General features: G+C 69.1%; 18 protein-coding genes and 1 pseudogene. 16 read left to right on the forward strand and 3 right to left on the reverse strand.

Annotated features, from left to right (window positions below):
* The first annotated feature begins 109 nt into the window (after nt 1-109).
* The 3 genes from pheS (at nt 110) to ACIRGA_RS35420 (ending at nt 7,211) form a co-directional block, all read left to right on the forward strand.
* Entirely contained in the window at nt 110-1,174 is a 1,065-nt protein-coding gene (pheS, locus tag ACIRGA_RS35410) for a phenylalanine--tRNA ligase subunit alpha (RefSeq protein WP_400949825.1), read from the forward strand.
* Nucleotides 1,175-3,748 (forward strand): phenylalanine--tRNA ligase subunit beta, encoded by a 2,574-nt coding sequence (pheT, locus tag ACIRGA_RS35415; protein WP_400949827.1) that lies wholly within the window; start codon nt 1,175-1,177, stop codon nt 3,746-3,748.
* Nucleotides 3,749-3,836: 88 nt separating this feature from the next.
* On the forward strand, nt 3,837-7,211 hold the full coding sequence (locus tag ACIRGA_RS35420; protein ID WP_400949830.1) for a tetratricopeptide repeat protein: 3,375 nt from the start codon (nt 3,837-3,839) through the stop codon (nt 7,209-7,211).
* Here the strand turns inward: ACIRGA_RS35420 and ACIRGA_RS35425 are convergent.
* Nucleotides 7,192-7,884 carry a DNA alkylation repair protein gene (locus tag ACIRGA_RS35425; RefSeq protein WP_400949833.1) on the reverse strand — a complete coding sequence of 231 codons (693 nt, stop codon included), beginning with the start codon at nt 7,882-7,884 and terminating at the stop codon, nt 7,192-7,194. The two genes, ACIRGA_RS35420 and ACIRGA_RS35425, sit on opposite strands and share 20 nt — an antisense overlap.
* Before the next feature lie 185 nt (nt 7,885-8,069).
* Between ACIRGA_RS35425 and ACIRGA_RS35430 the strand changes: the two genes are divergently transcribed.
* Nucleotides 8,070-9,656, forward strand: a complete 1,587-nt coding sequence (locus tag ACIRGA_RS35430) for an alpha/beta hydrolase (protein ID WP_400949835.1) — start codon at nt 8,070-8,072, stop codon at nt 9,654-9,656.
* 201 nt (nt 9,657-9,857) lie between these two features.
* Nucleotides 9,858-10,352 carry a helix-turn-helix domain containing protein gene (locus ACIRGA_RS35435; protein ID WP_400949838.1) on the forward strand — a complete coding sequence of 165 codons (495 nt, stop codon included), beginning with the start codon at nt 9,858-9,860 and terminating at the stop codon, nt 10,350-10,352.
* A gap of 42 nt (nt 10,353-10,394) precedes the next feature.
* Here the strand turns inward: ACIRGA_RS35435 and ACIRGA_RS35440 are convergent, their stop codons facing one another.
* A complete protein-coding gene (locus ACIRGA_RS35440; RefSeq protein WP_400949840.1) occupies nt 10,395-11,360 on the reverse strand; it encodes a helix-turn-helix transcriptional regulator in 966 nt (321 codons plus the stop codon).
* A gap of 90 nt (nt 11,361-11,450) precedes the next feature.
* Between ACIRGA_RS35440 and argC the strand changes: the two genes are divergently transcribed.
* The 8 genes from argC to argH are packed head-to-tail and all read left to right on the forward strand — an operon-like array spanning nt 11,451 to nt 18,990.
* Nucleotides 11,451-12,479 (forward strand): N-acetyl-gamma-glutamyl-phosphate reductase, encoded by a 1,029-nt coding sequence (gene argC, locus ACIRGA_RS35445; protein WP_400949842.1) that lies wholly within the window; start codon nt 11,451-11,453, stop codon nt 12,477-12,479.
* Nucleotides 12,476-13,636 (forward strand): bifunctional glutamate N-acetyltransferase/amino-acid acetyltransferase ArgJ, encoded by a 1,161-nt coding sequence (gene argJ / locus ACIRGA_RS35450; RefSeq protein ID WP_400949844.1) that lies wholly within the window; start codon nt 12,476-12,478, stop codon nt 13,634-13,636. Before argC ends, argJ begins: the two co-directional genes overlap by 4 nt.
* The gene (gene argB / locus ACIRGA_RS35455; RefSeq protein ID WP_034321637.1) at nt 13,633-14,553 is read left to right on the forward strand and encodes an acetylglutamate kinase; all 921 of its coding nucleotides are present in this window, start codon (nt 13,633-13,635) and stop codon (nt 14,551-14,553) included. Before argJ ends, argB begins: the two co-directional genes overlap by 4 nt.
* A complete protein-coding gene (locus tag ACIRGA_RS35460; RefSeq protein WP_400949848.1) occupies nt 14,550-15,743 on the forward strand; it encodes an acetylornithine transaminase in 1,194 nt (397 codons plus the stop codon). The genes argB and ACIRGA_RS35460 overlap by 4 nt, the downstream gene beginning before the upstream one ends.
* Nucleotides 15,744-15,759: 16 nt before the next feature.
* Entirely contained in the window at nt 15,760-16,686 is a 927-nt protein-coding gene (argF, locus tag ACIRGA_RS35465) for an ornithine carbamoyltransferase (RefSeq protein WP_191258941.1), read from the forward strand.
* Entirely contained in the window at nt 16,683-17,204 is a 522-nt protein-coding gene (locus ACIRGA_RS35470; protein WP_034321647.1) for an arginine repressor, read from the forward strand. Before argF ends, ACIRGA_RS35470 begins: the two co-directional genes overlap by 4 nt.
* On the forward strand, nt 17,194-17,547 hold the full coding sequence (locus ACIRGA_RS35475) for an argininosuccinate synthase (protein WP_400949852.1): 354 nt from the start codon (nt 17,194-17,196) through the stop codon (nt 17,545-17,547). The genes ACIRGA_RS35470 and ACIRGA_RS35475 overlap by 11 nt, the downstream gene beginning before the upstream one ends.
* A 27-nt stretch (nt 17,548-17,574) precedes the next feature.
* The gene (gene argH / locus ACIRGA_RS35480; RefSeq protein ID WP_400949854.1) at nt 17,575-18,990 is read left to right on the forward strand and encodes an argininosuccinate lyase; all 1,416 of its coding nucleotides are present in this window, start codon (nt 17,575-17,577) and stop codon (nt 18,988-18,990) included.
* A 66-nt stretch (nt 18,991-19,056) separates the two neighbouring features.
* Here argH and ACIRGA_RS35485 read toward each other — a convergent pair whose 3' ends face one another.
* Complete coding sequence (locus ACIRGA_RS35485) at nt 19,057-19,752, reverse strand: TetR/AcrR family transcriptional regulator (protein ID WP_400949857.1); 696 nt, start codon at nt 19,750-19,752, stop codon at nt 19,057-19,059.
* Nucleotides 19,753-19,786: 34 nt separating this feature from the next.
* Here ACIRGA_RS35485 and ACIRGA_RS35490 point away from each other — a divergent pair.
* The 3 genes and pseudogenes from ACIRGA_RS35490 to tyrS all read left to right on the forward strand — a co-directional run bounded on the left by ACIRGA_RS35490 (nt 19,787) and on the right by tyrS (nt 23,146).
* Nucleotides 19,787-21,170, forward strand: a pseudogene (locus ACIRGA_RS35490) (serine hydrolase domain-containing protein).
* Nucleotides 21,171-21,203: 33 nt separating this feature from the next.
* A complete protein-coding gene (locus ACIRGA_RS35495; RefSeq protein WP_400949860.1) occupies nt 21,204-21,839 on the forward strand; it encodes a DNA-3-methyladenine glycosylase in 636 nt (211 codons plus the stop codon).
* Nucleotides 21,840-21,871: 32 nt separating this feature from the next.
* Nucleotides 21,872-23,146, forward strand: coding sequence for a tyrosine--tRNA ligase (tyrS, locus tag ACIRGA_RS35500; protein WP_400949863.1), 1,275 nt, complete (start codon nt 21,872-21,874; stop codon nt 23,144-23,146).
* Nucleotides 23,147-23,475: the final 329 nt, after the last annotated feature.

Here is a 23,475-nt window from a genome sequence, read left to right on the forward strand (position 1 = left end):
CCGAGGGTGATCGGGGGCCGCCGTTCGCTGTCCCATAGAATTCAGCAGCTGCTAAACCCATGTGTGCGCTCGCGTGCACCGGACCAGTCCCAGCGGACGCCGAGGAGTTATGTCCGAAGCCAACGACAAGCAGGACCCCCAGGCGGGAACGCTCGCGCCGGAAACGTTGACGGCCGCCGTCAAACAGGCCGAGACCGATTTCGCGGCCGCGGCGGATCTCGACGCGCTGGCCGCGGTCAAACCCGCTCACCTCGGGGACCAGTCTCCGCTGCTGCTCGCCCGCCGCGAGATCGGCGCCCTGCCGAAGCAGGAGAAGGCCGAGGCCGGCAAGCGGGTCAACGAAGCGCGCCAAGGCATCCAGTCCGCGTTCGACGCGCGTCGCGCGGTGTTGCAGGCGGAGCGCGACGAGAGGGTGCTCCGCGAGGAGGCCGTCGACGTCACGCTGCCGTGGGACCGCGTTCCCCGCGGCGCCCGGCACCCGATCGCGACCCTCTCGGAGCGGATCGCCGACGCGTTCGTGGCGATGGGCTACGAGGTCGCCGACGGCCCGGAGCTCGAAGCCGAGTGGTTCAACTTCGACGCGCTGAACTTCGGCAAGGACCACCCCGCGCGCCAGCTGCAGGACACGTTCTACCTCGGCGAGGAGGACTCCGGCCTGGTACTGCGGACGCACACCTCGCCGGTGCAGGCCCGCACGCTGCTGCACCGCGACCTGCCCGTGTACGTCGTCTGCCCCGGCCGCACCTACCGGACCGACGAGCTCGACTCCACGCACACGCCGGTGTTCTCGCAGGTCGAAGGCCTCGCGGTCGACAAGGGCCTGACGATGGCGCACCTCAAGGGCACCCTCGACGCCTTCGCCCGCGCGATGTTCGGCGGTACCTCGAAGACCCGCCTGCGCCCGCACTTCTTCCCGTTCACCGAGCCGTCGGCCGAGGTCGACGTCTGGTTCGAGGAGAAGAAGGGCGGCGCCGGCTGGGTCGAATGGGGCGGCTGCGGCATGGTCAACCCCAACGTCCTGCGTGCCTGCGGCGTCGATCCCGAGGTCTACTCGGGCTTCGCCTTCGGCATGGGTATCGAGCGCACCCTGCAGTTCCGCAACGGAATCCCGGACATGCGCGACATGGTGGAGGGCGACATCAGGTTCACCCTGCCCTTCGGAACGGAGGCCTGAGTGAAGGTCCCAGCCAGCTGGCTGACCGAACACCTCGACGTCGACGAGGAGGTCACCGCCCAGGATCTGGCCGACGCTTTCGTGCGCATCGGCATCGAGGTCGACGACGTCCGGAAGCTCGAACCGGTCACCGGCCCGCTCGTGGTCGGCCGTGTCGCCGAGATCGAGGAGCTCACCGAGTTCAAGAAGCCGGTCCGCTTCTGCCGGGTCGACGTCGGCGAATCCGATAGCGGCACCGAAGACGCCGGCAAGGCGGACGAGAACCTCGACGATGACGAGGACGACGAAGGTCCCTTCGAGGACGACGGCCCCACGGGGATCAAGACCCGCGGGATCATCTGCGGCGCCACGAACTTCGCCGAGGGCGACCTGGTCGTCGTCGCGCTGCCCGGCACCGTGCTTCCCGGCGGTTTCGAGATCGGTTCGCGCAAGACCTACGGCCGCCTCAGCGACGGCATGATCTGCTCCGCGAGCGAGCTCGGCATCGGCGACGACCACTCCGGGATCCTGGTGCTGCCCCCGAGCACGGCCAGCCCCGGCGAGGACGCGAACAAGCTGCTCGGCCTCGACGACACCGTCCTCGAGGTGACGCCGACCCCGGACCGCGGGTACACCCTGTCGGTCCGCGGCCTGGCCCGTGAGCTGTCCAACGCGCTCGACGTCCCGTTCGGCGACCCGGCGTCCATCGAGGTCCCCGAGGCCGAGAGCGACGTCTGGCCGGTGCACCTCGAAGACACCGAGGGCTGCAAACGGTTCGTCCTGCGCCGGGTCAAGAACCTGGACTCGACCGCGCCGACGCCGTGGTGGATGCGCCGTCGCCTGATGCTGTCGGGTATCCGCTCGATCTCGCTCGCGGTCGACGTGACCAACTACGTGATGATCGAGCTCGGGCATCCGCTGCACGCGTTCGCGACCGGTTCGGTCAAGGGCGATCTGGTGGTACGCAAGGCGAAGCCGGGCGAGAAACTGACCACTTTGGACGATGTCGAGCGCACGCTCGACGTGGACGACGTGGTGATCGCCGACGACAGCGGGGTCATCTCGCTGGCGGGCACGATGGGCGGTGCGTCGACGGAGATCACGCCGGAGAGCACCGACGTGCTGCTCGAGGCGGCGCACTGGGATCCGTCGTCGATCAGCCGGACGGCCCGCCGTCACAAGCTGTTCTCCGAGGCGGCCAAGCGGTTCGAGCGCTACACCGACCCGCAGCTGTGCGCGGTGGCCGTCGAATTCGCCGCACGCCTGCTGCGTCAGTACGGCGAGGGCTCGATCCTGCCCGGCCGCACCGACGAGGGCGGCGTCGAGCCGAACAAGCCGGTGACCATGCCGATCAGCCTGCCCGACCAGGTGGCCGGGGTGCGGTACGAGCGTGGTGTCACGGTCAAGCGGCTTTCGCAGATCGGCTGCAAGGTCAACGTGGGCACGTCCGAGGACGGCACCGCGCTGGTGACCGCAGTCCCGCCGAGCTGGCGTGGCGACCTGGTGCAGCCCGCCGACCTGGTCGAGGAGGTGCTCCGGCTGGAGGGCTACGACAGCATCCCGTCGGTGCTGCCCGACGCCCCGGCCGGCCGGGGGCTCACCGACACGCAGCGTCGCCGCCGTTCGGTCGCGCGTGCGCTGGCCGAGAACGGCTACGTCGAGGTCCTGCCCTTCCCCTTCATCTCGGACTCGGTCTGGGACGCGTTCGGGCTGCCCGAGGACGACGTCCGCCGCAGCACCGTGCGGGTCCGCAACCCGCTGGAGGCGGACAAGGACCGGATGGCGAGCACCTTGCTGCCGGGGCTGCTGGAGACCTTGCAGCGCAACATTTCCCGTGGTTTCAAGGATGTCTCGCTGTTCCACCTCGGACAGGTCGTGCTGCCCGGGCCGAATCCGATGCCGATGCCTTCGCTCGGCGTCGACCGGCGGCCGACCGACGAGGAGCTCGCGGTGCTGGAGGCGGCCGTCCCGCCGCAGCCGCTGCACGTCGCCGTCGTGCTCGCGGGCCAGCGCGCTCGCGCCGGCTGGTGGGGCGAGGGTGAGCAGGCGAACTGGGCCGACGCGGTACAGGCCGCCCGGCTCGTGGCGCAGGCCGCCGGCGTCGAGCTGACCACGGCCGCGGCGGATCAGCCGCCGTGGCACCCCGGCCGCTGCGCGCAGCTGCGGGTGGGGCAGTGGCCGATCGGTTACGCCGGTGAGCTGCACCCGAAGGTCGTCGAGGCGCTCGGGTTGCCGCCGCGCACCGTCGCCATGGAACTCGACCTGGACGCGATCCCGATCCCGGACGACCGTCCGGCGCCGCGGATCTCGGCGTACCCGCCGGTGCTGCTCGATGTCGCCCTCGTCGCCGAGGCGGAGGTGCCGTCGGCGGACCTGGCCGAGGCGCTGCGCGAAGGCGCGGGCGAACTGCTCGAGGACATCACGCTGTTCGACTCCTACCAGGGAGAGCAGGTGGGCGAGGGCAAGCGTTCGGTGGCGTACAAGCTGCGTTTCCGTGCCGCGGACCGCACGCTGACCGTCGACGAGGCCACCAAGGCTCGTGACGCCGCCGTCGCGGTCGCCGGTGAACGTTTCGGCGCGAGCCTGCGAGCCTGACCTCTCAACGCGCGTGAAGGCCCCCTTCCCTCGGCTCAGCCGAGAAAAGGGGCCTTCACGCGCTTCGGGTGTGGCAAAGTGAGGACTTGTGTCACGTCCAGACGGCCGGTCCAGTATCCAAGACATCGCCCGTGCGCGGCTGAGCGACGGTTTCGTCGGCAGGGTCGGGGAACGCGAGGACTTCCGGGACAATCTGGGGTTGTCCGGAGCTGACCGGCGCCGCCGGTACCTGTTCTCGGTGCACGGTCTCGCCGGGGTCGGCAAGTCCTTCCTCCTAGACCAGCTTCGCGGTATCGCCGAGGAAACCCGCGCCGCCGTCGGGTTCGCGGACGACCGGCAGCAGGACTTGCCCGCGACACTGGTCAAACTGGCGAAGGACCTCGCTCGCGGCGGGTACGAGATGCGCCGTTTCGAGAAGCGCTACGAGACCTATCTCAAAGCGAGAGAACGGCTTCACAGCGATCCGCAGGCTCCGGCCGCCGGCCGCGCGCTCGTGACGAAGACCGTGGTCAAGGCCGGCCTCGGGATGGCGAAGACCCTTCCCGGCGGGAGCATCGCCGCCGACGCGATCGACGCCGACGCGACGGCGAAACAGCTGGAGCAGCTCCAGGTCTATCTCGCGGCGAAGTTCAAGCGGAAGGCCGATGTCCAGCTGCTCCTGGAACCGGCGGAGGAACTCACCAAACCGTTCGTCGAAGATCTCTGGCGCCTTCCCGAGACGCGGCAGATCGCGCTGTTCTTCGACACCTTCGAGCGCACCGCGCCGGTGCTCGAGACCTGGCTGCTCGACCTGCTCGCCGGACTGTACGGCGATCTGCCGCAGAACCTGGTGCTCACCGTCGCGGGTCAGTTCCCGCTGGACGAGGCGAAATGGAACCGGCACGCGCCGCTGGTGCGCGAGATCGAACTCCGGCCGTTCACCGAGCCGGAGGCGCGGCGCCTGCTCGCCGAGCACGGGATCACCGACGAGAAGGTCATCGAGATCGTGCTGCGGCTGACCGACGGCCTGCCCGTCCTGGTCGCCATGCTGGCCAGGGGGAATCCCGCCGAAGCCGACGCCGTGACCGATCCCAGCGACGACGCGGTGAAGCGGTTCCTGCACTGGGTTCCCGAAAAGGCCAGGAAGGACATCGCCGCCACGGCGTCGCTGCCCCGATTCCTGGACGAGGACGTCCTCGGCGTGCTGACCGGGAAGGAGACCGCGGGGGAGACCTTCCGCTGGCTGCGGGAACTGCCGTTCGTCGGGCGCCGCGAGCTCCCGGTGCGCTATCACCCGGTGGTCCGCGGCCCGATGGTGCGGCTGGAACGCGGGCGTTCGCCTTCCGAGTTCGCCGAACGCCACCTCAAGCTCAGCGAGTACTACGAAGGCCGGTGCGCCGAACTCGGGTTGAGCAGCCACCGCGACGCCTGGGACGACGAGCGCTGGCAGAAGAGGAAGCTCGAGCAGACCTACCACCGGCTCTGCGGCGCCCCGGCCGACGCGCTGCCGGACGCCCTGCTCGGCGCGGCCGAGATGATCACCACCGGCACCGCTTCCGCCCGCGCTTGGGCGCGCATGATGGAGCAGGCGGGTCTCGACGCGGACGCGCCCTCGGTATCGGGCTGGGGACAGCGGCTGGCCGCCGCGGTCGGCGACGGTGAGATCCCGGTGCTCGACCTGCTCGCCGGTGCGGGCGAACTCGACGCCGCCCGGCTTTCCACGGTGCTCCGGCGCCGCGCGTGGGCCTACGAAGGGCGGGACGACGTCGCCGCGGCGAAACGGGACTTCGACCGGGCTCTCGATCTGAACCCCGCCGATCCCTACACGTGGAGCGATCGGGGCAACCTGTTCCACAACGAAGGCGACTGGGAGCGGGCACTGTCGGATCTGGACCGGGCGATCGAACTCGATCCCACCTACGCCTACTCGTGGCGTGGGCGCGGTTCGGCCAGGGCCGAGCTCGGCGACCTCGAGGGTGCGATGGCCGACCTCGACGAGGCCGTTCGCCTCCAGCCCGATCACCGGTGGGCCTACACCATCCGGAGCGAGGTGCACTTCAAGCGCGGCGACGTCCGGAAGGCGATCGACGAGGTCGACGTCGCGATCCGGCTCGATCCCGACTACGCCTGGGCCGTCCACCATCGGGCGACGCTGTTCGCGGAGCTCGGAGACAAGGAAGAGGCGCTCGCCGGCCACCGCGCGGCCGTCGCCCTCCGCCCGAAGGACGTGTTCTACCTGACCGAGCTCGCGTCGTTCCTCGAGCAGACCGGAGACATGGACGCCGCGTCGGCGACCTTCGACGCGATCGTCGCGGCGGATCCCGAAAGCGCCAGGTCCCACGCGATCCGGGCGGCGTTCCACCATCGCGGTGAGCGGCACCGGCTCGCCGTCGACGGCTTCACCGCGGCACTCCGGCTGGACCCGGATTACGAGTGGGCGTATTACATGCGAGGCCAGGCGCACGACGGCCTGGAGGATCGCGTGGCAGCGCTCGCCGACTATGAGCGTGCCATCGAACTGGCCCCCGAAGACGCCGAGAATCACCTCCAGCGGGGGAGCAAGCTCTGCCAGCTGGAGAAGTACGCCGAAGCGGTGGAATCCTTGAGCCGCGCGATCGAACTCGATCCCGGCAACGAGTGGGCGTACACCTGGCGTGCGATGACGCGTCAGCGGTCCGGCGAGCATCAGGCCGCCCTGATCGACATCGACGTCGCGGTCGCGGCGAACCCGGAAATGGCCTTTTTCCACACCACCCGGGGAGACGTCCTCAGAGGTCTCGACCGGCACGAGGAAGCCCGCGCCGCGTTGGACGAGGGCGTCCGCGTGGGGCAGGACGGGGGATACGCCTACTACCGGCGCGCCCGCCATCGCCTCGTCTTCGACGATTTCGAGGGTGCCCTGTCCGATGTGGACAACGCGCTGGCCGCCGGCCAGGACGAGATCGCCCGCGCCCTGCGCGCGGAGATCCACCGCAGGACGGGCGAACACGAGGAAGCGATCCGGGAGTTGCGCGAACTGGTCGCCGCGGACCCCGCTGACACCGACTACCGCGAGCGGCTCGGAGAGGCCTTGCTGTACGCGGGGGAGACGGACGAGGCGATGGAGATCCTGCGTCCGCGCGCACCGGAGTCCGCTTGGGCCCGTAACCTCCTCGCTCTCGCCTGGTTGAAGACCGGAAGAACGGAAGAGGCCCGCCGGACTCTGACCGAAAGCCTCGACGAAGCCGTCACCAAGGTCGCGTCCGGCACCTTCGACTGGGACGACCAGGTCCAACCGCTCTTCTATCTCCTTGCCCTCGGACGGGAGGACGAAGCCACACGCGAGCTCACGGCCCTGGTCGAGAAGGGGCCGCCACGGGAGACAATGCTGGAGCTGCTTCGCGATCTGAAAGAATCGCGAGAGCTGTTGCCCGAACTCGGGGGAGTGATCGAGGATCTCATCGCCCTCATTCCCAGGCCGGTGCTCAACCTCCCAGGTGCTTGAGCGCCTCCTTCCTGGACAGAGTGGACAGTGCCGGGTGCGCGATGACGAACGCGCGCACCCAGTCCGGCTCGGTCTTCCCGTACTCGCGCAGGGCCCAGCCGATTCCCTTGCGCAGAAAGAAGTCTTTGTCGTCGATGTTCGCCTCGACGGCACGGGTGAGCAGGTCGGTGTCCGTTCCGCTTTTGGCGCCGACCTGGCAGATGACCGCGGTGCGGCGGCGCCACCTGTCCTCGTCGTAGGCCCAGGTCAGCATCAGCGTGGTCACCGTCTCCGGTTCCGCGCGGAGGATCGGCCCGATCCGGCGGATGGCGACTTCGTCCACGTAGTCCCACCACGCGCCCGTCACGACCATCTCCTCGTACAGGCCGAGCAGACCGGCGTCCTGCCAGCGGGCGTAGGCGCGGTGACCGGAAAGGGCGATCGCCGCATAGCGCTCCTCGCGGAATTCCGCCTGGCGCCACAAGGTGAGCACGGCCGTCGAGAAACTCACTCGATCGGGTAAGGGATGCTCGGCGTAAAGCTGCTTCAGCAAGGCCGTGCGAGGTGGGGACGCCACACCGAGGAACGGCATCTCCGACTTCATGTACGCCCGCATCGACGGAGCCTTTTCCGGATCGGCCAGTCCGGCCAAACCGTTGCGAACCGCCGAAACCAGGCTTTTCACCTCGTCCACGCGTTTCTCCTTTCCCCAGTGGCGCCGCGAGCGTACGACAGGGGACCGACAAGACGGATATGCCCGGATCGAGGCTCGGATACCGACTAAAGAGGGATGGCGGTCAACGTGTCGGTCAGCGAGATTGAAGCCGGTTCTCGGTAGCTTCGGCCCGACCGGGTCGAACGCGGACGAAAAGGAACACAGTGAAGAAATTCGTTGCCGCCCTGGCGGTCGCGGGGATCGGCGTCGGCACCATGGCGCTCGCTCCCTCCGCCACGGCCGCCTCGGCGTCGGACTTCGATCCGAAGCCCATCTCCTGGGGAGCCTGTACGCGCCCGAGCCTGGTCAAGGCCGGCGCGGAATGCGGTTTCCTCGAGGTCCCACTGGACTACGCGAAGCCGGGCGGGGAGAAGATCTCGGTCGCCGTCTCGCGGGTGAAGCACAAGTCCGCCCAGTCGCAGGGCGTCATGGTGGTCAACCCGGGTGGCCCCGGCGGTTCGGGTCTCGGCCTGTCCACGCTCGGCCGGGCCGTCCCCAAGAAGGCGGGTGAGGAGTACGACTGGATCGGCTTCGACCCGCGCGGCGTGGGGGAGAGCAAGCCGTCGCTGACCTGCGACGGGAACTACGCCTCCTACAACCGCCCGCAGTACGTGCCGACCACACGCGCCATCGAGACGGCGTGGCGTGAGAAGGCGAAGGGCTACGCGAAGGCGTGCGCCAAGAACGGCGCGATCCTCGACCACATCAAGACCATCGATGTGGCGAAGGACGTCGACAGCCTGCGCAAGGCGCTGGGCGAGAAGCAGATCAACTACTACGGCTTCTCCTACGGCACCTACCTCGGGCAGGTCTACAGCACGCTGTTCCCGCAGAACGTGCGGCGGATGGTGTTCGACGGCACCGTCGACCCCCGCGATGTCTGGTACAAGGCGAACCTGAACCAGGACATCGCCTTCGACAAGAACATCAAGACCTACTTCGGCTGGCTCGCCAAGTACGACAACGTCTACCACCTCGGCAACACCGCCTCCGCGGTCGAGAAGCTGTGGTACGCCGAGCAGAAGAAGCTGTACGACAAGCCCGCGGGCGGTGTCATCGGCGGATCCGAGTGGACGGACATCTTCCTGCAGGCCGGCTACTACGTCTTCGGCTGGGAAGACATGGCGAACGCCTTCTCGGGCTGGGTGCACAAGGGTGACTGGCAGACCTTGAAGGGCCTGTACGACGACTCCAACCCGCCGGGTCAGGACAACGGATACGCGGTGTACGCCGCCGTGCAGTGCACCGACGTGGCGTGGCCGCAGAGCTGGCCCCGCTGGAAGTTCGACAACTGGGTCACGCACTTCCGGGCGCCGTTCGAGACCTGGGGCAACGCCTGGTTCAACGCGCCGTGCCTCGACTGGCCCGCGAAGCCGGGCAAGCCGGTGGAGATCGACGGGAGCAAGGTCCCCGGCATCCTGCTGGTCAACGAGGAGAACGACGCCGCGACGCCGTACCCCGGCAGCCTCGAGGTCCGCAAGCGCTACCCGAACTCCAGCCTGATCAGCGCTCCGGGTGGCACGACGCACTCGGGCTCGCTGTCCGGTGTGTCCTGTGTGGACGACAAGATCGCGGACTACCTGCTGACCGGCAAGCTGCCCGTGCGCAAGCCGGGCAACGGTTCGGACGTGCAGTGCACCCCGGTCCCGCCGCCGGTTCCGGCCGGTGCTTCCGCGGCCGCCAAGTCGGACGTGCCGTCTTCGGTCGCCGAAGTGAAGAAGGAGGCGCTGGCTCAGGCGCTGCCTTTCTGAGCCTTCGCTTTCTCGGGAAGTTCTGCCCCGGTCCGGTTTTCCGGACCGGGGCTTTTCCTTTGGCCCGGTGGCCTGCCGGACGTCATGACCGGCACCCTCACATCCCCAAAAGCGATGAAAGTACCGGTCATCCGCCGTCCCCGGCCGAATTCCCCTCGCCGCGCCGTCGAATTGTCGGGGCCGCCCGTTAGCGTCCCCGGCATGACCATCGTCGAAGAGCACCGGACCGAGATCCGCGTGCAGGACACCGTTTATCGCATCGAGGTCGCCGCCCGTGAGGGTGGCGGCGCGGCCGGGGAAGACCGCTGGGTGACCGTCATGGTCGGCGGAGCCGGACCGCAGGAGGAGCCTGTCGCCGAAGGCAGGCTCGATATCGACGCCGAAGCCGTACCGGCCTTGGCGACCGTCCTTTCCGACACGCTGCTGGCGTTCGCCGGGCGGAGCAATGGAAGGAACGGCCGCCGAAGATCGGCGGACCGCCCCGCGCATCAGGGCTCGCCGTGGTCCGACGAGCTGGACGCCGAACTGGAAAGCCGTTGGCTGGCCGGGGAAAGTGTCGAGGAGATCGCGCGGCGGTTCGAGCGGACACCGGGCGGGATCCGCGCCCGGTTGCCCAGGGTCGGCTGCGACCCGGAGCGCCGGGGCGCGTATCTCCCCATCCCGCCGAGCCAACGAGAGGTGGGTGAACTCGGCTGAACCCGGGCGGTCGCGAGGGGCTGCGATCCCTCGCGACCGCCGTCAGTCCACTGTGGACACCGTTCCGCGTTCGGCCCGCGCGGCCATCTCGCGGAGGTGGCCGATCAGTTCCGGCGGTTCGTGCACGGTGAATTCGCAGCCCAGCCCGAGGAGCCGGAACGCGAGCCAGTCCAGGGTGTCCGTGCCCGCGTGGAGAACGCAGGTCTCGTCGTCGATCGGTTCCAGTTCGCCGAAACCCTCGCCGATCGCGGGGGCGACCTGGCCGATCGGCGCGTGCAGGGTCACGCGTGCGCGGTAGGTGGGAAGGAGGCTGTACATCCTGTCGGTGACGTAGGCCGCCACGTCCTTCGCCGGTGGCTGTCTCGGGTTCGCCCGGCCGCCGGTCGCCCGCGGTTCCGAGATCCGGTCCGCGCGGAAGATCCGCCAGTCGTCCCGGTCGAGGTCGTAGCCGAGCAGGTACCAGCGGCGCCCGGCGGAGACGAGGCGGTGCGGTTCGACGTGCCGCCGGGATTCGGTCCCGTCGCCGGTGCGGTAGGTGAACCGGGTCCGCTCGGTGTTGGCGATCGCGCCCGCGAAAACGGTGAGGTGCTCCGGGTTCACCGCGGGGCCCGTGCCGGGGAGCGGCACGGTCGCGGCGCCCAGTGTGCCGACGCGGTAGCGCAGCCGCGAGGGCAGGACCTGCTCGAGTTTGGCCAGCGCCCGCACCGAGGACTCCTCGATACCCGAGATCGCCTGCCCGGCGGCGCCACGGAGACCGACCGCGATCGCGACGGCCTCCTCGTCGTCGAGCAGCAGTGGCGGCATCGCCGTGCCGGCGCCGAGCCGGTAGCCGCCCTCGGAGCCTCGCGATGCCTCGACGGGGTAACCGAGCTCACGTAACCGGTCGATGTCGCGTCGGATGGTCCGCGGACTGACCTCCAGCCGTTCGGCGAGTTCGCTGCCGGGCCAGTCGCGCGGGGTCTGCAGGAGCGACAGCAGGCTGAGCAGCCGGGCGGGCGTATCGGTCATGCGGTCAAGGATGCCCGGCCGAAGGCCCGTATCGGGTGAGCCACACGACTTTGTTTGATTGAACTTGCATGGGTGTGCATAATCATGCGTATGACGGTGAAGATCGCGGTGGCCGGAGCCAGCGGGTACGCGGGCGGCGAACTCCTGCGCCTGCTGCTGACCCATCCCGAAGTCCAGATCGGCGCGCTCACCGCGGCCAGCTCCGCGGGGACGCCGCTCGTCCAGCACCAGCCGCACCTCGCACCACTCGCGGACAGGGTCCTGCTGGAGACGACCCCGGACACCCTGGCCGGGCACGACGTCGTCTTCCTCGCCCTGCCGCACGGCCACTCCGGCGCCATCGCCGCGCAGCTGGGCCCGGACGTCCTGGTGGTCGACCTCGGCGCGGACCACCGCCTCTCGGACGCGGCCGACTGGCAGCGCTGGTACGGCGGTGACCACGCCGGGCAGTGGCCGTACGGGCTCCCCGAGCTCCCCGGCGCCCGAGAGCGCCTCGCCGGGACCAAACGCATCGCGGTCCCCGGCTGCTTCCCGACCGGCGGTTCGATCGCCCTCGCCCCGGCGCTCGCCGCGGGCCTGGTCGAGCCGGAGGTCAACGTCGTCGCCGTCACCGGGACCTCGGGCGCGGGCAAGAGCCTGAAGCCGAACCTCCTCGGTTCGGAGGTGATGGGCTCGGCCACCGCGTACGGCGTCGGTGGTGCCCATCGGCACACTCCCGAGTTCGCGCAGAACCTTTCGGCGGTCTCTGGTGAGCGGGTCAAGGTCTCCTTCACCCCCGTCCTGGCTCCGATGCCGCGCGGGATCCTCACCACCGCCAGCGCCGCGCTCAAAGCGGATCTCGACGCCGAAGGCGCCCGCGAGGTCTACGAAAAGGCGTACGCCACCGAGCCGTTCGTCCAGCTGCTGCCCGCGGGCCAATGGCCGTCTTCGGCCTCCGTGGTCGGCTCGAACAACGTCCAGCTGCAGGTCACCGTCGACGCCGACACCGGGCGCCTGATCGTGGTCGCGGCCATCGACAATCTGACCAAAGGCACCGCGGGCGGCGCCGTCCAGTCGATGAACATCGCGCTCGGCCTCCCCGAAACCACCGGACTACCGACCGTAGGAGTCGCTCCGTGACCGTCACCCAGCCGAAGGGCTTCCGTTCCGCGGGCGTCGCCGCCGGGATCAAGGCCGAGGGCAAGCTCGATCTCGCGCTCGTCGTCAACGACGGGCCGCTGCAGGTCGCGGCCGGTGTGTTCACGCGCAACGTGATCAAGGCCGCGCCCGTCCTGTGGTCGCAGGAAGTGCTCAAGCAGCAGCGGCTCAAGGCCGTCGTCCTCAACTCCGGCGGTGCGAACGCCGCCACCGGCCCCGGCGGTTTCCAAGACACCCACAAGACCGCCGAGAAGGTCGCCGAGCTCCTCCAGGCGGGCGCGATCGAGGTCGCGGTCTGCTCGACCGGCCTGATCGGCGAGCGGCTGCCGATGGACGCGCTGCTTTCCGGTGTGGACACCGCCTTCGGGCGGCTCGGCACCGGTGCCGAGGCCGATCTCGCCGCCGCCACCGCGGTCATGACCACCGACACCAAGCCGAAGCAGGCGGCCGCGAAACACGACAGCGGCTGGAGTGTCGGCGGGTTCGCCAAGGGCGCGGGAATGCTCGCCCCGAACCTCGCGACGATGCTCTCCGTCCTCACCACCGACGCGGTCGTCACCCCCGAAATCCTGGACAAGGCCCTGCGCGCCGCCACCGGCGTGACCTTCGACCGGCTCGACGTCGACGGCGGGACCTCCACCAACGACACGGTGCTCGTCCTCGCGTCCGGCGCCAGCGGCGTCGAGCCGACCGAGGCCGAACTGACCGAACTCCTCACCGCCGTCAGCCTCGATCTCGTGCTGCAACTGCGCGCGGACTCCGAAGGCGCGACCAAGTACGTCGACGTCACGGTCACCGGCGCGGCGAACGAGGCCGACGCCATCGCCGTCGGCCGCACGATCGCCGAGGACAACCTGGTCAAGACCGCCTTGTTCGGTTCGGACCCGAACTGGGGCCGCATCGCCATGGCGCTGGGCCGCGTGCCGGCGGAGATCGACCCGGAGAAGGTCGCCATCGCGATCAACGGCGTCACCCTGTTCGCCAAGGGCACCCCCGCGGCGGACCGCTCCGAGGCGGATCTTTCGGGCCGCGACATCCAGATCGTCGTCGACCTCGGTCTCGGCGAAGGCGGGGCGACGATCTACACGACCGACCTCTCGCACGCCTACGTCGAAGAGAACAGCGCGTACTCGTCATGAGCCCTTCCGAATCCACGGTCCCCGCGGACGAGCGGCTCGCGACCGCCGCCGAAAAGGCCTCGATCCTCATCGAGGCCCTGCCCTGGCTGCAGCGTTTCCACGGCGCCACCGTCGTGGTCAAGTACGGCGGCAACGCCATGATCGACGAGAGCCTCAAGCAGGCCTTCGCCGAGGACATGGTCTTCCTGCGCATGGCCGGGCTGCGCCCGGTGGTGGTGCACGGCGGCGGCCCGCAGATCACCGCGATGCTCAACCGGCTCGGTGTCGAAGGCGAGTTCAAGGGCGGCCTGCGCGTCACCACGCCCGAGACCATGGACATCGTCCGCATGGTGCTGACCGGCCAGGTCAGTCGCGAGCTGGTCGGCCTGATCAACGCGCACGGCCCGTACGCGGTCGGCATCTCCGGTGAGGACGCGCGGCTGTTCACCGCCGAGCGCAAACAGGCCACTGTGGACGGTGTACCGGTCGACATCGGGCTCGTCGGCGAGGTCTCGGAGGTCAACCCGGACGCGGTGCTCGACATCGTCAACGCGGGCCGGATCCCGGTGGTGTCCACCGTGGCCCCGGACGTCGACGGTGTCGTGCACAACATCAACGCCGACACCGCCGCCGGCGCGCTGGCCGCGGCGCTGGGTGCGGAAAAGCTCGTCGTGCTCACCGACGTCGAAGGTCTTTACGCCAACTGGCCGGACCGCGGTTCGCTGGTCGACCGGATCCGCGTGGACCGTCTCGAAACCCTGCTTCCCGGGCTCGCCAGCGGCATGATCCCGAAGATGGAGGCCTGTGTGCGCGCCATCCGCGGTGGCGTCCGCCGCGCGCACGTGATCGACGGCCGCATCGCCCACTCGGTGTTGCTGGAGGTCTTCACCTCCCGCGGCATCGGTACCATGGTCTTCCCCGAAACGGAGCTCCCGTGACCACGTACAAGTCCAATGTAGACGGCCAGGAGCACTGGAAGTCGTCCCTCATGGACAACTACGGCACCCCGGCGCTGACCCTGGTCCGCGGTGAGGGGGCGAAGGTCTGGGACGCCGACGGCAAACCGTACGTCGACCTGCTGGGCGGGATCGCGGTCAACGCGCTCGGCCACGCGCACCCCGCCGTGATCGCCGCGGTCACCGAGCAGGTCGCGAAACTCGGGCACACCTCGAACCTCTACGTGAACCCGGTCGCCGTCGAACTGGCCGAAACCCTCTTGGACGTCGCCGGCCTGTCCGGCAACGCGAAGGTGCTGTTCGTCAACTCCGGCGCGGAGGCCAACGAAGCCGCGATGAAGATCAGCAGGCTCACCGGGCGGACCAAGATCGTCGCCTGTGAGGGCGCCTTCCACGGCCGCACCATGGGCGCGCTGACGCTGACCGGTCAGCCGTCGAAGCGGGACGCGTTCGCGCCGCTGGTCCCCGGTGTCACCCACGTTCCCTATGGTGACGTCGACGCCCTTCGCGCCGCGGTGGACACCGAAACGGCGGCGGTGTTCCTCGAGCCGATCCTCGGGGAGGCGGGCGTCGTCCCGGCGCCGGACGGTTACCTCCAGGCCGCGCGGGAGATCACCAAGGCGACCGGCACCCTGCTGGTCCTCGACGAGGTGCAGACCGGTATCGGCCGCACCGGCGCGTGGTTCGCCTTCCAGCACACCGGCATCGTCCCCGACGTCATCACGCTGGCCAAGGGGCTCGGCGGCGGGCTGCCGATCGGCGCGGTCATCGGCGTCGGCGAGGCGGGGGAGCTGATGAAGCCAGGCCAGCACGGCACGACGTTCGGGGGCAACCCGGTCTGCTGTGCCGCCGGCCTCGCCGTGCTCAAGACCATCGCCGACGACAACCTGAACGACCACGTTTCCGCGCTGGGCAAGGACATCGCGTCCCGCGTGGAGGAGCTCGGCCACCCGCTGGTGTCCGGCGTCCGCGGCGCCGGGCTGCTGCTCGGCATCGCCCTGCGCGAACCGGTCTCGGCGAAGGTCGCCAAAGCCGCGCAGGACGCGGGTTACCTGGTCAACCCGATCGCACCGGACACGATCCGGCTGGCACCGCCGCTGATCCTGAGCGCCGAAGAGGCCGCGGGATTCCTCGAAGCCCTTCCCGGGGCGCTCGATTCCACCACCACCTAGGACAGAGACGAAACCCATGCTCCGCAACTTCCTCCGTGACGACGATCTCAGCCCCGCCGAACAGGCCGAGATCCTGGACCTCGCCGACCAGCTGAAGGCCGAGCCGCTGAGCTCCCGCGCACTGGAGGGCAAGTCCGTCGCGGCGATCTTCGAGAAGAACTCCACCCGGACCCGGTTCTCCTTCGAGGTGGGCATCGCCCAGCTCGGCGGCAATCCGGTCATCGTCGACGGCCGCTCCATGCAGCTCGGCCGCGAAGAGACCATCGAGGACACCTCACGGGTGCTTTCGCGGTACCTGGACGCGATCGTCTGGCGGACCTTCGCCCAGAAGCGCATCGACGCGATGGCCTCGGCGGCGAGCATCCCGGTGATCAACGCGCTCACCGACGAGTTCCACCCGTGCCAGGTGCTCACCGACCTGATGACCATCCGCGAGCGCAAGGGCAAGCTCGCCGGGCTCACCCTGGTGTACCTCGGCGACGGCGCCAACAACATGGCGCATTCGCTGCTGCTGGGCGGGACCACGGCCGGGATGCACGTGCGCGTCGTCTCGCCGGAGGGTTTCCAGCCGGATCAACAGGTCATGCTCGACGCCAAGCACCGTTCGACGGAGACCGGCGGCAGCACCACGGTCTTCACCGATCCGTACGCCGCCGTGGAAGGCGCGGACGTCGTCGTCACCGACACCTGGACCTCCATGGGCCAGGAGAACGACGGTCTCGACCGCGTCGGCCCGTTCCGTGAGCTGCAGGTCAACACCGCGCTGATGCGCCGCGCCGCGGACGAGGCGATCGTGCTGCACTGCCTGCCCGCGCACCGCGGCTGGGAGATCACCGACGAGGTCATCGACGGACCGGCGAGCGCTGTCTGGGACGAGGCCGAGAATCGGCTGCACGCGCAGAAGGCGCTCCTGGTTTGGCTCATGGACGAGAAGCGACGATGACCGGCAGCAGGGTCACCCGGCAGGCACGGATCACCGAACTCGTGTCCACGATGGCCATCCGCAGCCAGACGGAGCTCGCGAAGCTCCTGGCGGCGGAAGGCATCGACGTCACGCAGGCGACGCTGTCGAGGGACCTCGACGAACTGGGCGCGGTGAAGCTCCGTGGTGCGGATTCCGGCGCGCCGGTGTATGTCATCCCGGAAGACGGCAGCCCGGTACGCGGGGTGCAGGGCGGTACGTCCCGGCTTTCGCGGTTGCTCGCCGAACTGCTCGTTTCGGCGGACTCGTCGGGCAACTTGACGGTGCTGCGCACCCCGCCGGGGGCGGCGCAGTTCCTGGCCAGCGCCATCGACAGGGCGGCGCTGGAGGAGGTCGTCGGCTCGATCGCCGGCGACGACACGGTCGCGGTGATCGCGAGGGAACCGTTGTCCGGCAAAGACCTGGCCGAGCGTTTCATGGCGCTGGCCCGACGGTCGTCCACAGTGGACGGCGGTGAGGAGACCGAAGGTGACGCCTGACGGGTTCGCCTTCCCGGACGATCCGGAGAAGCTGGTCATCACCTTCGACGAAGGGGTGCCGGTGGCCATCGACGGGGAGACCGTGACGCTGCTGGAGGCCTTCCAGCAGCTGAACCGCCGTGTCGGCGCCTTCGGGCTCAAAGGACGCGAGATCTACGAGGGGCCCGGCGCGCTCGCGCTGGTCACCGCGCACGAGGAACTGCAGAAGGTCAGCACCGGGCGCGTGTCCGGCGAGGTCCGGCTGGTCCTGCACCGCGGGAACGCGGTCGTGAACTCCGCGCGCGACGAGCGCGCGCTGTACGACTTCACCACAGGCGCTACCTTCGACCGGTCAGTCGCCTGAAGAGAACCAAGGAATTCGAGGAGTGTTGTGAGCGGGAATGAGCAGCCGGTGCAGCTGTGGGGCGGCCGGTTCGCCAGCGGACCGGCCGAGGCGATGGCGGCGCTGAGCGCGTCGACCCATTTCGACTGGCGGCTGGCGCCGTACGACATCGCCGGGTCGCGGGCCCACGCGCGGGTGCTGCGGAAGGCGGGGCTGCTCACCGAAGACGAGCTTGCGGGCATGCTCGCCGCGTTGGACACCCTCGCGCAGGACGTCGCCTCTGGCGCGTTCACCCCGACGGTCGCCGACGAGGACGTCCATACCGCGCTCGAACGCGGACTGCTGGAGCGGGCGGGCACCGAACTCGGCGGCAAGCTCCGGGCGGGTCGTTCGCGCAACGACCAGGTCGCGACGCTGTTCCGGATGTGGCTGCGGGACGCCGCCCGCCGCGTGGTCGCGGGCACCCTCGGCGTCGTCGACGCGCTCGTTTCGCAGGCGAAGCGGCATCCGGACGCGATCCTCCCGGGCCGCACCCACCTGCAGCACGCCCAGCCCGTCCTGCTGGCGCACCACCTGCTCGCGCACGGCCAGTCGCTGCTGCGCGACGTCACCCGGTTGCGTGATTGGGACGTTCGCACCGCCGAGTCGCCCTATGGCTCCGGCGCGCTGGCGGGTTCCTCGCTCGGCCTCGACCCGGAGGCCGTCGCCGAGGAACTGGGCTTCGACACCAGCGTCGAGAACTCCATCGACGGCACAGCCTCGCGTGACTTCGTGGCCGAGTTCGCCTTCGACGTCGCGATGCTCGCTGTCAACCTGTCCAGGATCGCCGAAGAGGTGATCATCTGGAACACCGCCGAATTCGGCTACGTCACCCTCGACGACGCCTGGGCGACCGGCAGTTCGATCATGCCGCAGAAGAAGAACCCCGACGTCGCCGAGCTGACCCGCGGCAAGGCCGGGCGGCTCATCGGCAACCTGACCGGTCTGCTCGCGACGCTCAAGGCGCAGCCGCTCGCGTACAACCGCGATCTGCAGGAGGACAAGGAGCCGGTCTTCGACTCCGTCGAGCAACTGGAACTGCTGTTCCCGGCGATCGCGGGCATGCTCGAGACGCTGACCTTCCACACCGACCGGCTCGCCGAACTGGCGCCCGCCGGGTTCACCCTCGCCACGGACATCGCCGAATGGCTGGTCCGGCAGGGAGTTCCGTTCCGCGTCGCGCACGAAGCGGCGGGGGAGAGCGTCCGCGTCGCCGAGGCTCGCGGCGTCGGGCTGGACGAACTGACCGACGAAGAGTTCGAGAAGATCAACCCGGCGCTGACACCCGCCGTGCGCGAGGTGCTGACCGTCGAGGGCTCGGTGAGTTCGCGCGACGCCCGCGGCGGTACCGCTCCCGCGCGGGTCGCCGAACAGCGTGATCGCCTGGTCGCGCGGGTCGCCGAACACCGCGCCTGGCTGGGCTGAACCAAACCCCCAAAGCGCGTGAAGGCCCCCTTCGCTCGGCTCAGCCGAAGGGGGCCTTCACGCGTATCAGGGAAGCCTGGTCGCCAAGCCGTCGAAGACGCAGTCGAGGCCGCGCTCGAAGTCGGCCTCATTCGTCTCGCCCGGGTCCTGCCTTCGTCGCGCCGCGTACAGCTTCTTGAGCCGCGGATGATCACGCACCGCTTGTTCGGCCGCCGGCCACAGGCGCTCCTTCCACTCCGCCTCGCTCTGCCCGCCGCGTTCGAGTGTGGTCAGCCACGCGGCTTCGCTGGTGGCCCGCCCGACGACGAACGCCATGACCGTGTTCCACGCCAGGTCGGCGTCGTCCAGCGAGAAACCGGCGTCTTCGAACAGGGCTAGTGCAGCCTCCGACATCTTCAGCACGTTCGGCCCGAGGTACGCCACTCCCGTCTCGCCGAGCAGCGAGCCGAGCCACGGATGGCGAAGGAAGACCGAACGCAGGTCGCGCGCGAACCGCCCCGCCGTCACTCGCCACGGACCCTCCTCGGGGAGCGCGACCTCGCCGTACACCGCGTCGACGACCAGTTCCACCAGCTCGTCCTTGGTGGCCACGTGCGTGTACATCGACGGGGCGGCCACACCGAGCCGGGCTCCGAGCTTCCGCATGCTCAGTGCGTCGACGCCACCCCCATCGAGAAGCTCGATGGCCTGGGAAACGATCTGTTCCCGGCTCAGCGACGGCTGCTCGCGCTTGCGTTTCGGGGGACGCATCCACACCGACATCCGCGATCCCTCACTTTTCCGTACAGTGTTCAGTATGCCTAACACTGTACGGAACAAGTTCGACCACGCCTACTGGCAGTCCAGGCTCGACGACCTGAGGGTCGAACACCACGTGCCGGGCGCGACGCTCGCCGTGCTGGCCGAGGGAGAGATCCACGAACTGGCGAGCGGGGTCCTGCACCGGGGGACCGGGGTGGCGGCGACCCCCGATTCGATCTTCCAGCTCGGCTCGATCGCGAAGGTCTACACGGCCGCGCTGATACTGGCTGGCCGAGGAAGGCCGCCTGGACCTCGACGCCCCGGTCATCGAGGTGCTGCCGGAGTTCGCGACGATCGATCCCGCGGCGACGAAGATCATCACCGCCCGGCGGTTGCTCAGTCATACCGGTGGACTCACGTGCGACTTCGTCGAAGACACCGGACGCGGGGACGATTGCCTCGCCAAGTACGTCGAGGCCGCCAGGGGAGTGGCGCTCGACTGCCCGCCGGGGACGGCCGCGTCCTACAGCAGCGTCGGATACAACGTGCTCGGCCGGATCGTCGAGGTCCTCGCCGGTCTGACCTGGGACGAAGCCCTGCGCGAGCGGCTGATCACCCCGCTTGGGCTCGCCGAGACGATGACCCTGCCCGAAGAGGCGCTGCGCTTCCGGGTGGCGATGGGACATCTCGGTCACGACCCGGAGCCGACCGCTGCCTGGGATCTCCTGCCGCGCTCCGCCGGACCGTACGGCCGCGTCCTCGCCACGGCCGGCGACGTCGTCCGCTTCGCCCGGATGTTGCTGGACGGCACGGCACCCGACGGGACTCGCGTGCTGGCCGAGGAGACGGTGACCATGATGCGGCGTCTCGAGGCGGAGGTGCCCGACAAGTGGACGCTCGGTTCCGAAGGCTGGGGGCTCGGGCTGTCGATCCACGACTGGAACGGAGTTCCCGGCTTCGGACACAACGGATCGTCGATCGGGCAGCGCTCCTACCTGCGAGTGGTGCCGGACGCCGGAGTGGCCTTCGCCCTGCTCACCAATCACGGCACGACCGACAGGTTGTACAACCAGCTTTCGCGAGAACTTTTCGGCGAACTCGCCGGGGTCGAAGTTCCTGGCGACTTCGCCCCGCCGACGCCACCGCCCTCGGTGGACGTCGCCCCTTACGCCGGTACCTACCGCCGTGAGGGGGTCGTCATCACTGTCACCGAGACGGCGGGAAAGCTCCACTTCGTCTACGAATTCGCGGACGGGCTCAAGGGGATCGCCCCGCCGATCGAAGCGGATCTGGTGCCCGTGTCGGAGTGTGTCTTCGCCGGGATGAACCCCATGTTCGGCGACGACTGGATGCCGGTGCTGTTCACGAAACTCCCCGACGGCACCGAGTGCTGTCACACGAGCATGCGGGTGGCGCCGAAGATCGAGGTGGCCGGTTAAGGTCGGCGCAGGGAGAATGCGATTTAAGGGGACGTGGTGACCGGCAGACAGTTCACCCGGCGCGAACTGGCGCTGGATCCGGTGGAGCTGTCCACGCTCCTGCTCGGCGCGGTGATCGAAGCGAGCGGCCCCGACGGCACCGTCGCGGTCCGTCTCGTCGAGGTCGAGGCCTATCGAGGGCTCGACGACCCCGCATCGCACTGCTATCGCGGCAAGACCCCGCGCAACGCGGTCATGTGGGGGCCGGCGGGGCACCTGTACGTGTACTTCGTCTACGGCATGCATTTCTGCGCGAACGTCGTCGGCACCGAAGACGGGCAGCCGGGTGCCGTGCTGCTGCGGGCCGGGGAGGTCCTCTCGGGTGCGGACATCGCCAGGGCTCGCAGGCCATTCGCGCGCGGCAACGGCGAACTCGCCAAAGGCCCGGCCATCCTCACCTCCGTGCTCGGTATCGATCGGGCCGAGAACGGCGTCGACCTGACCGACCCGGCATCACCCGTCCGGTTGTTCACCGGTGAACGCGTTCCCGAAGCGGACATCCGCACCGGGCCACGCGTCGGTGTCGCGATGGCGATGGACACGCCATGGCGGTTCTGGATCGACGGATCGCCCGCGGTCTCCACCTATCGCCGCGGCGGCAAGCGACGGGCGGCCGCCCCCGGCCGATAGTCGGTTGACCTGGTGCGGGAGGATCTACAGGCGTGAGCGAGCACATCCTTGACGAGCTGACCTGGCGCGGCCTGATCGCGCAATCCACCGACCTCGACGCACTGCGGCGAGACCTCGGCCAAGGACCCCTCACGCTCTATTGCGGATTCGACCCGACCGCGCCCAGCCTGCACGCCGGCAACCTGGTCCCGCTGCTGATGCTCTCCCGCTTCCAGCGCGCCGGCCACCGGCCGATCGTGCTGGCGGGCGTCGCCACCGGGATGATCGGCGACCCGCGTGACACCGGTGAGCGCACCCTGAACACGGTGGACACCGTCTCCGCATGGGCGGACCGGATCCGCGGGCAGCTGGAGCGGTTCGTCGATTTCGACGACTCGCCGACCGGCGCGGTCATCGAGAACAACCTGGACTGGACCGCGAAGCAGAGTGTGGTCGAGTTCCTGCGCGACGTCGGCAAGCACTTCCCGGTCAACATGATGCTGAACCGCGAGACGGTGAAGCGCCGCCTCGAAACCGACGGCATCTCCTACACCGAGTTCAGCTACCTGCTGCTGCAGTCGCAGGACTACCTGCACCTGCACCGCGAGTACGGCTGCAAGCTGCAGATCGGCGGCTCCGACCAGTGGGGCAACCTCGTCGGCGGTGTCGATCTGATCCGCCGCACCGACGGCGGGCACGCACACGCGCTGACCGCGCCGCTGGTCACGGACTCGGACGGACGCAAGTTCGGGAAGTCCACCGGTGGCGGCAGCGTCTGGCTCGACCCGGAGATGACCTCGCCGTACGCGTGGTTCCAGTACTTCCTGAACGTCGCCGACGCCGACGTCATCCGCTACCTGAAGATGTTCTCCTTCCTCGGGCAGGAGGAGATCGCGGCGCTGGCCGAGGACACCGAACAGCGTCCCCACCTGCGGTCCGCGCAGCGGAAGCTGGCGGAGGACTTCACGACCCTCGTGCACGGTGAAGAGGCGACCCGCCAGGTCATCGCCGCGAGCCAGGCGCTGTTCGGCAGGGGAGAGCTGCGTGAGCTCGACTCGCCGACCCTCGACGCCGCCATGGCCGAGGTGCCGAACGGCAAGATCGACCCGAACGGCGAGGCGACCATCGTCGACCTGCTGATCGCCGCCGGGCTCGTCGACAGCAAGGGCGCCGCGCGCCGCACCGTCAAGGAAGGCGGCGCGTACGTCAACAACACGAAGATCGCCGACGAGGAGTGGAAGCCGTCCGCGGACGACGCTCTGCACGGCCGCTGGCTCGTGGTCCGCAAGGGCAAGCGCAACGTCGCCGGCGTGCGCGTCGGGGGCTGATCGCGGCCTCGGCCCGAAACAGGGGCTCTGACCTGCGGAAACGCAGTTAAGGTACCCCCCTGTTTCGGGCCCCTGCGGGCCATGTAAAGTTCTCCAAGTCGCCAGGGAAACCGGGTGGCCGCCGGGACACGAACCAAGCTCTCACCTCAAGGTGATTGAGTGGGTGTCCCACCAAAAACTGCTAGGAATGACTGCTTCGGATAAGGCCGAGTTTTGCTCGGTGCGATCTGGGGTGTGTTGCTTGAGAACTCAACAGTGTGCTAGTGAACTAAGCCAGTAGAGCTTATGTATTTGAACCTCGTTTGAGGTTCCTTTGAGAGCATTACTTT

Source organism: Amycolatopsis sp. NPDC102389, assembly GCF_044765885.1.
Lineage (GTDB): Bacteria > Actinomycetota > Actinomycetes > Mycobacteriales > Pseudonocardiaceae > Amycolatopsis.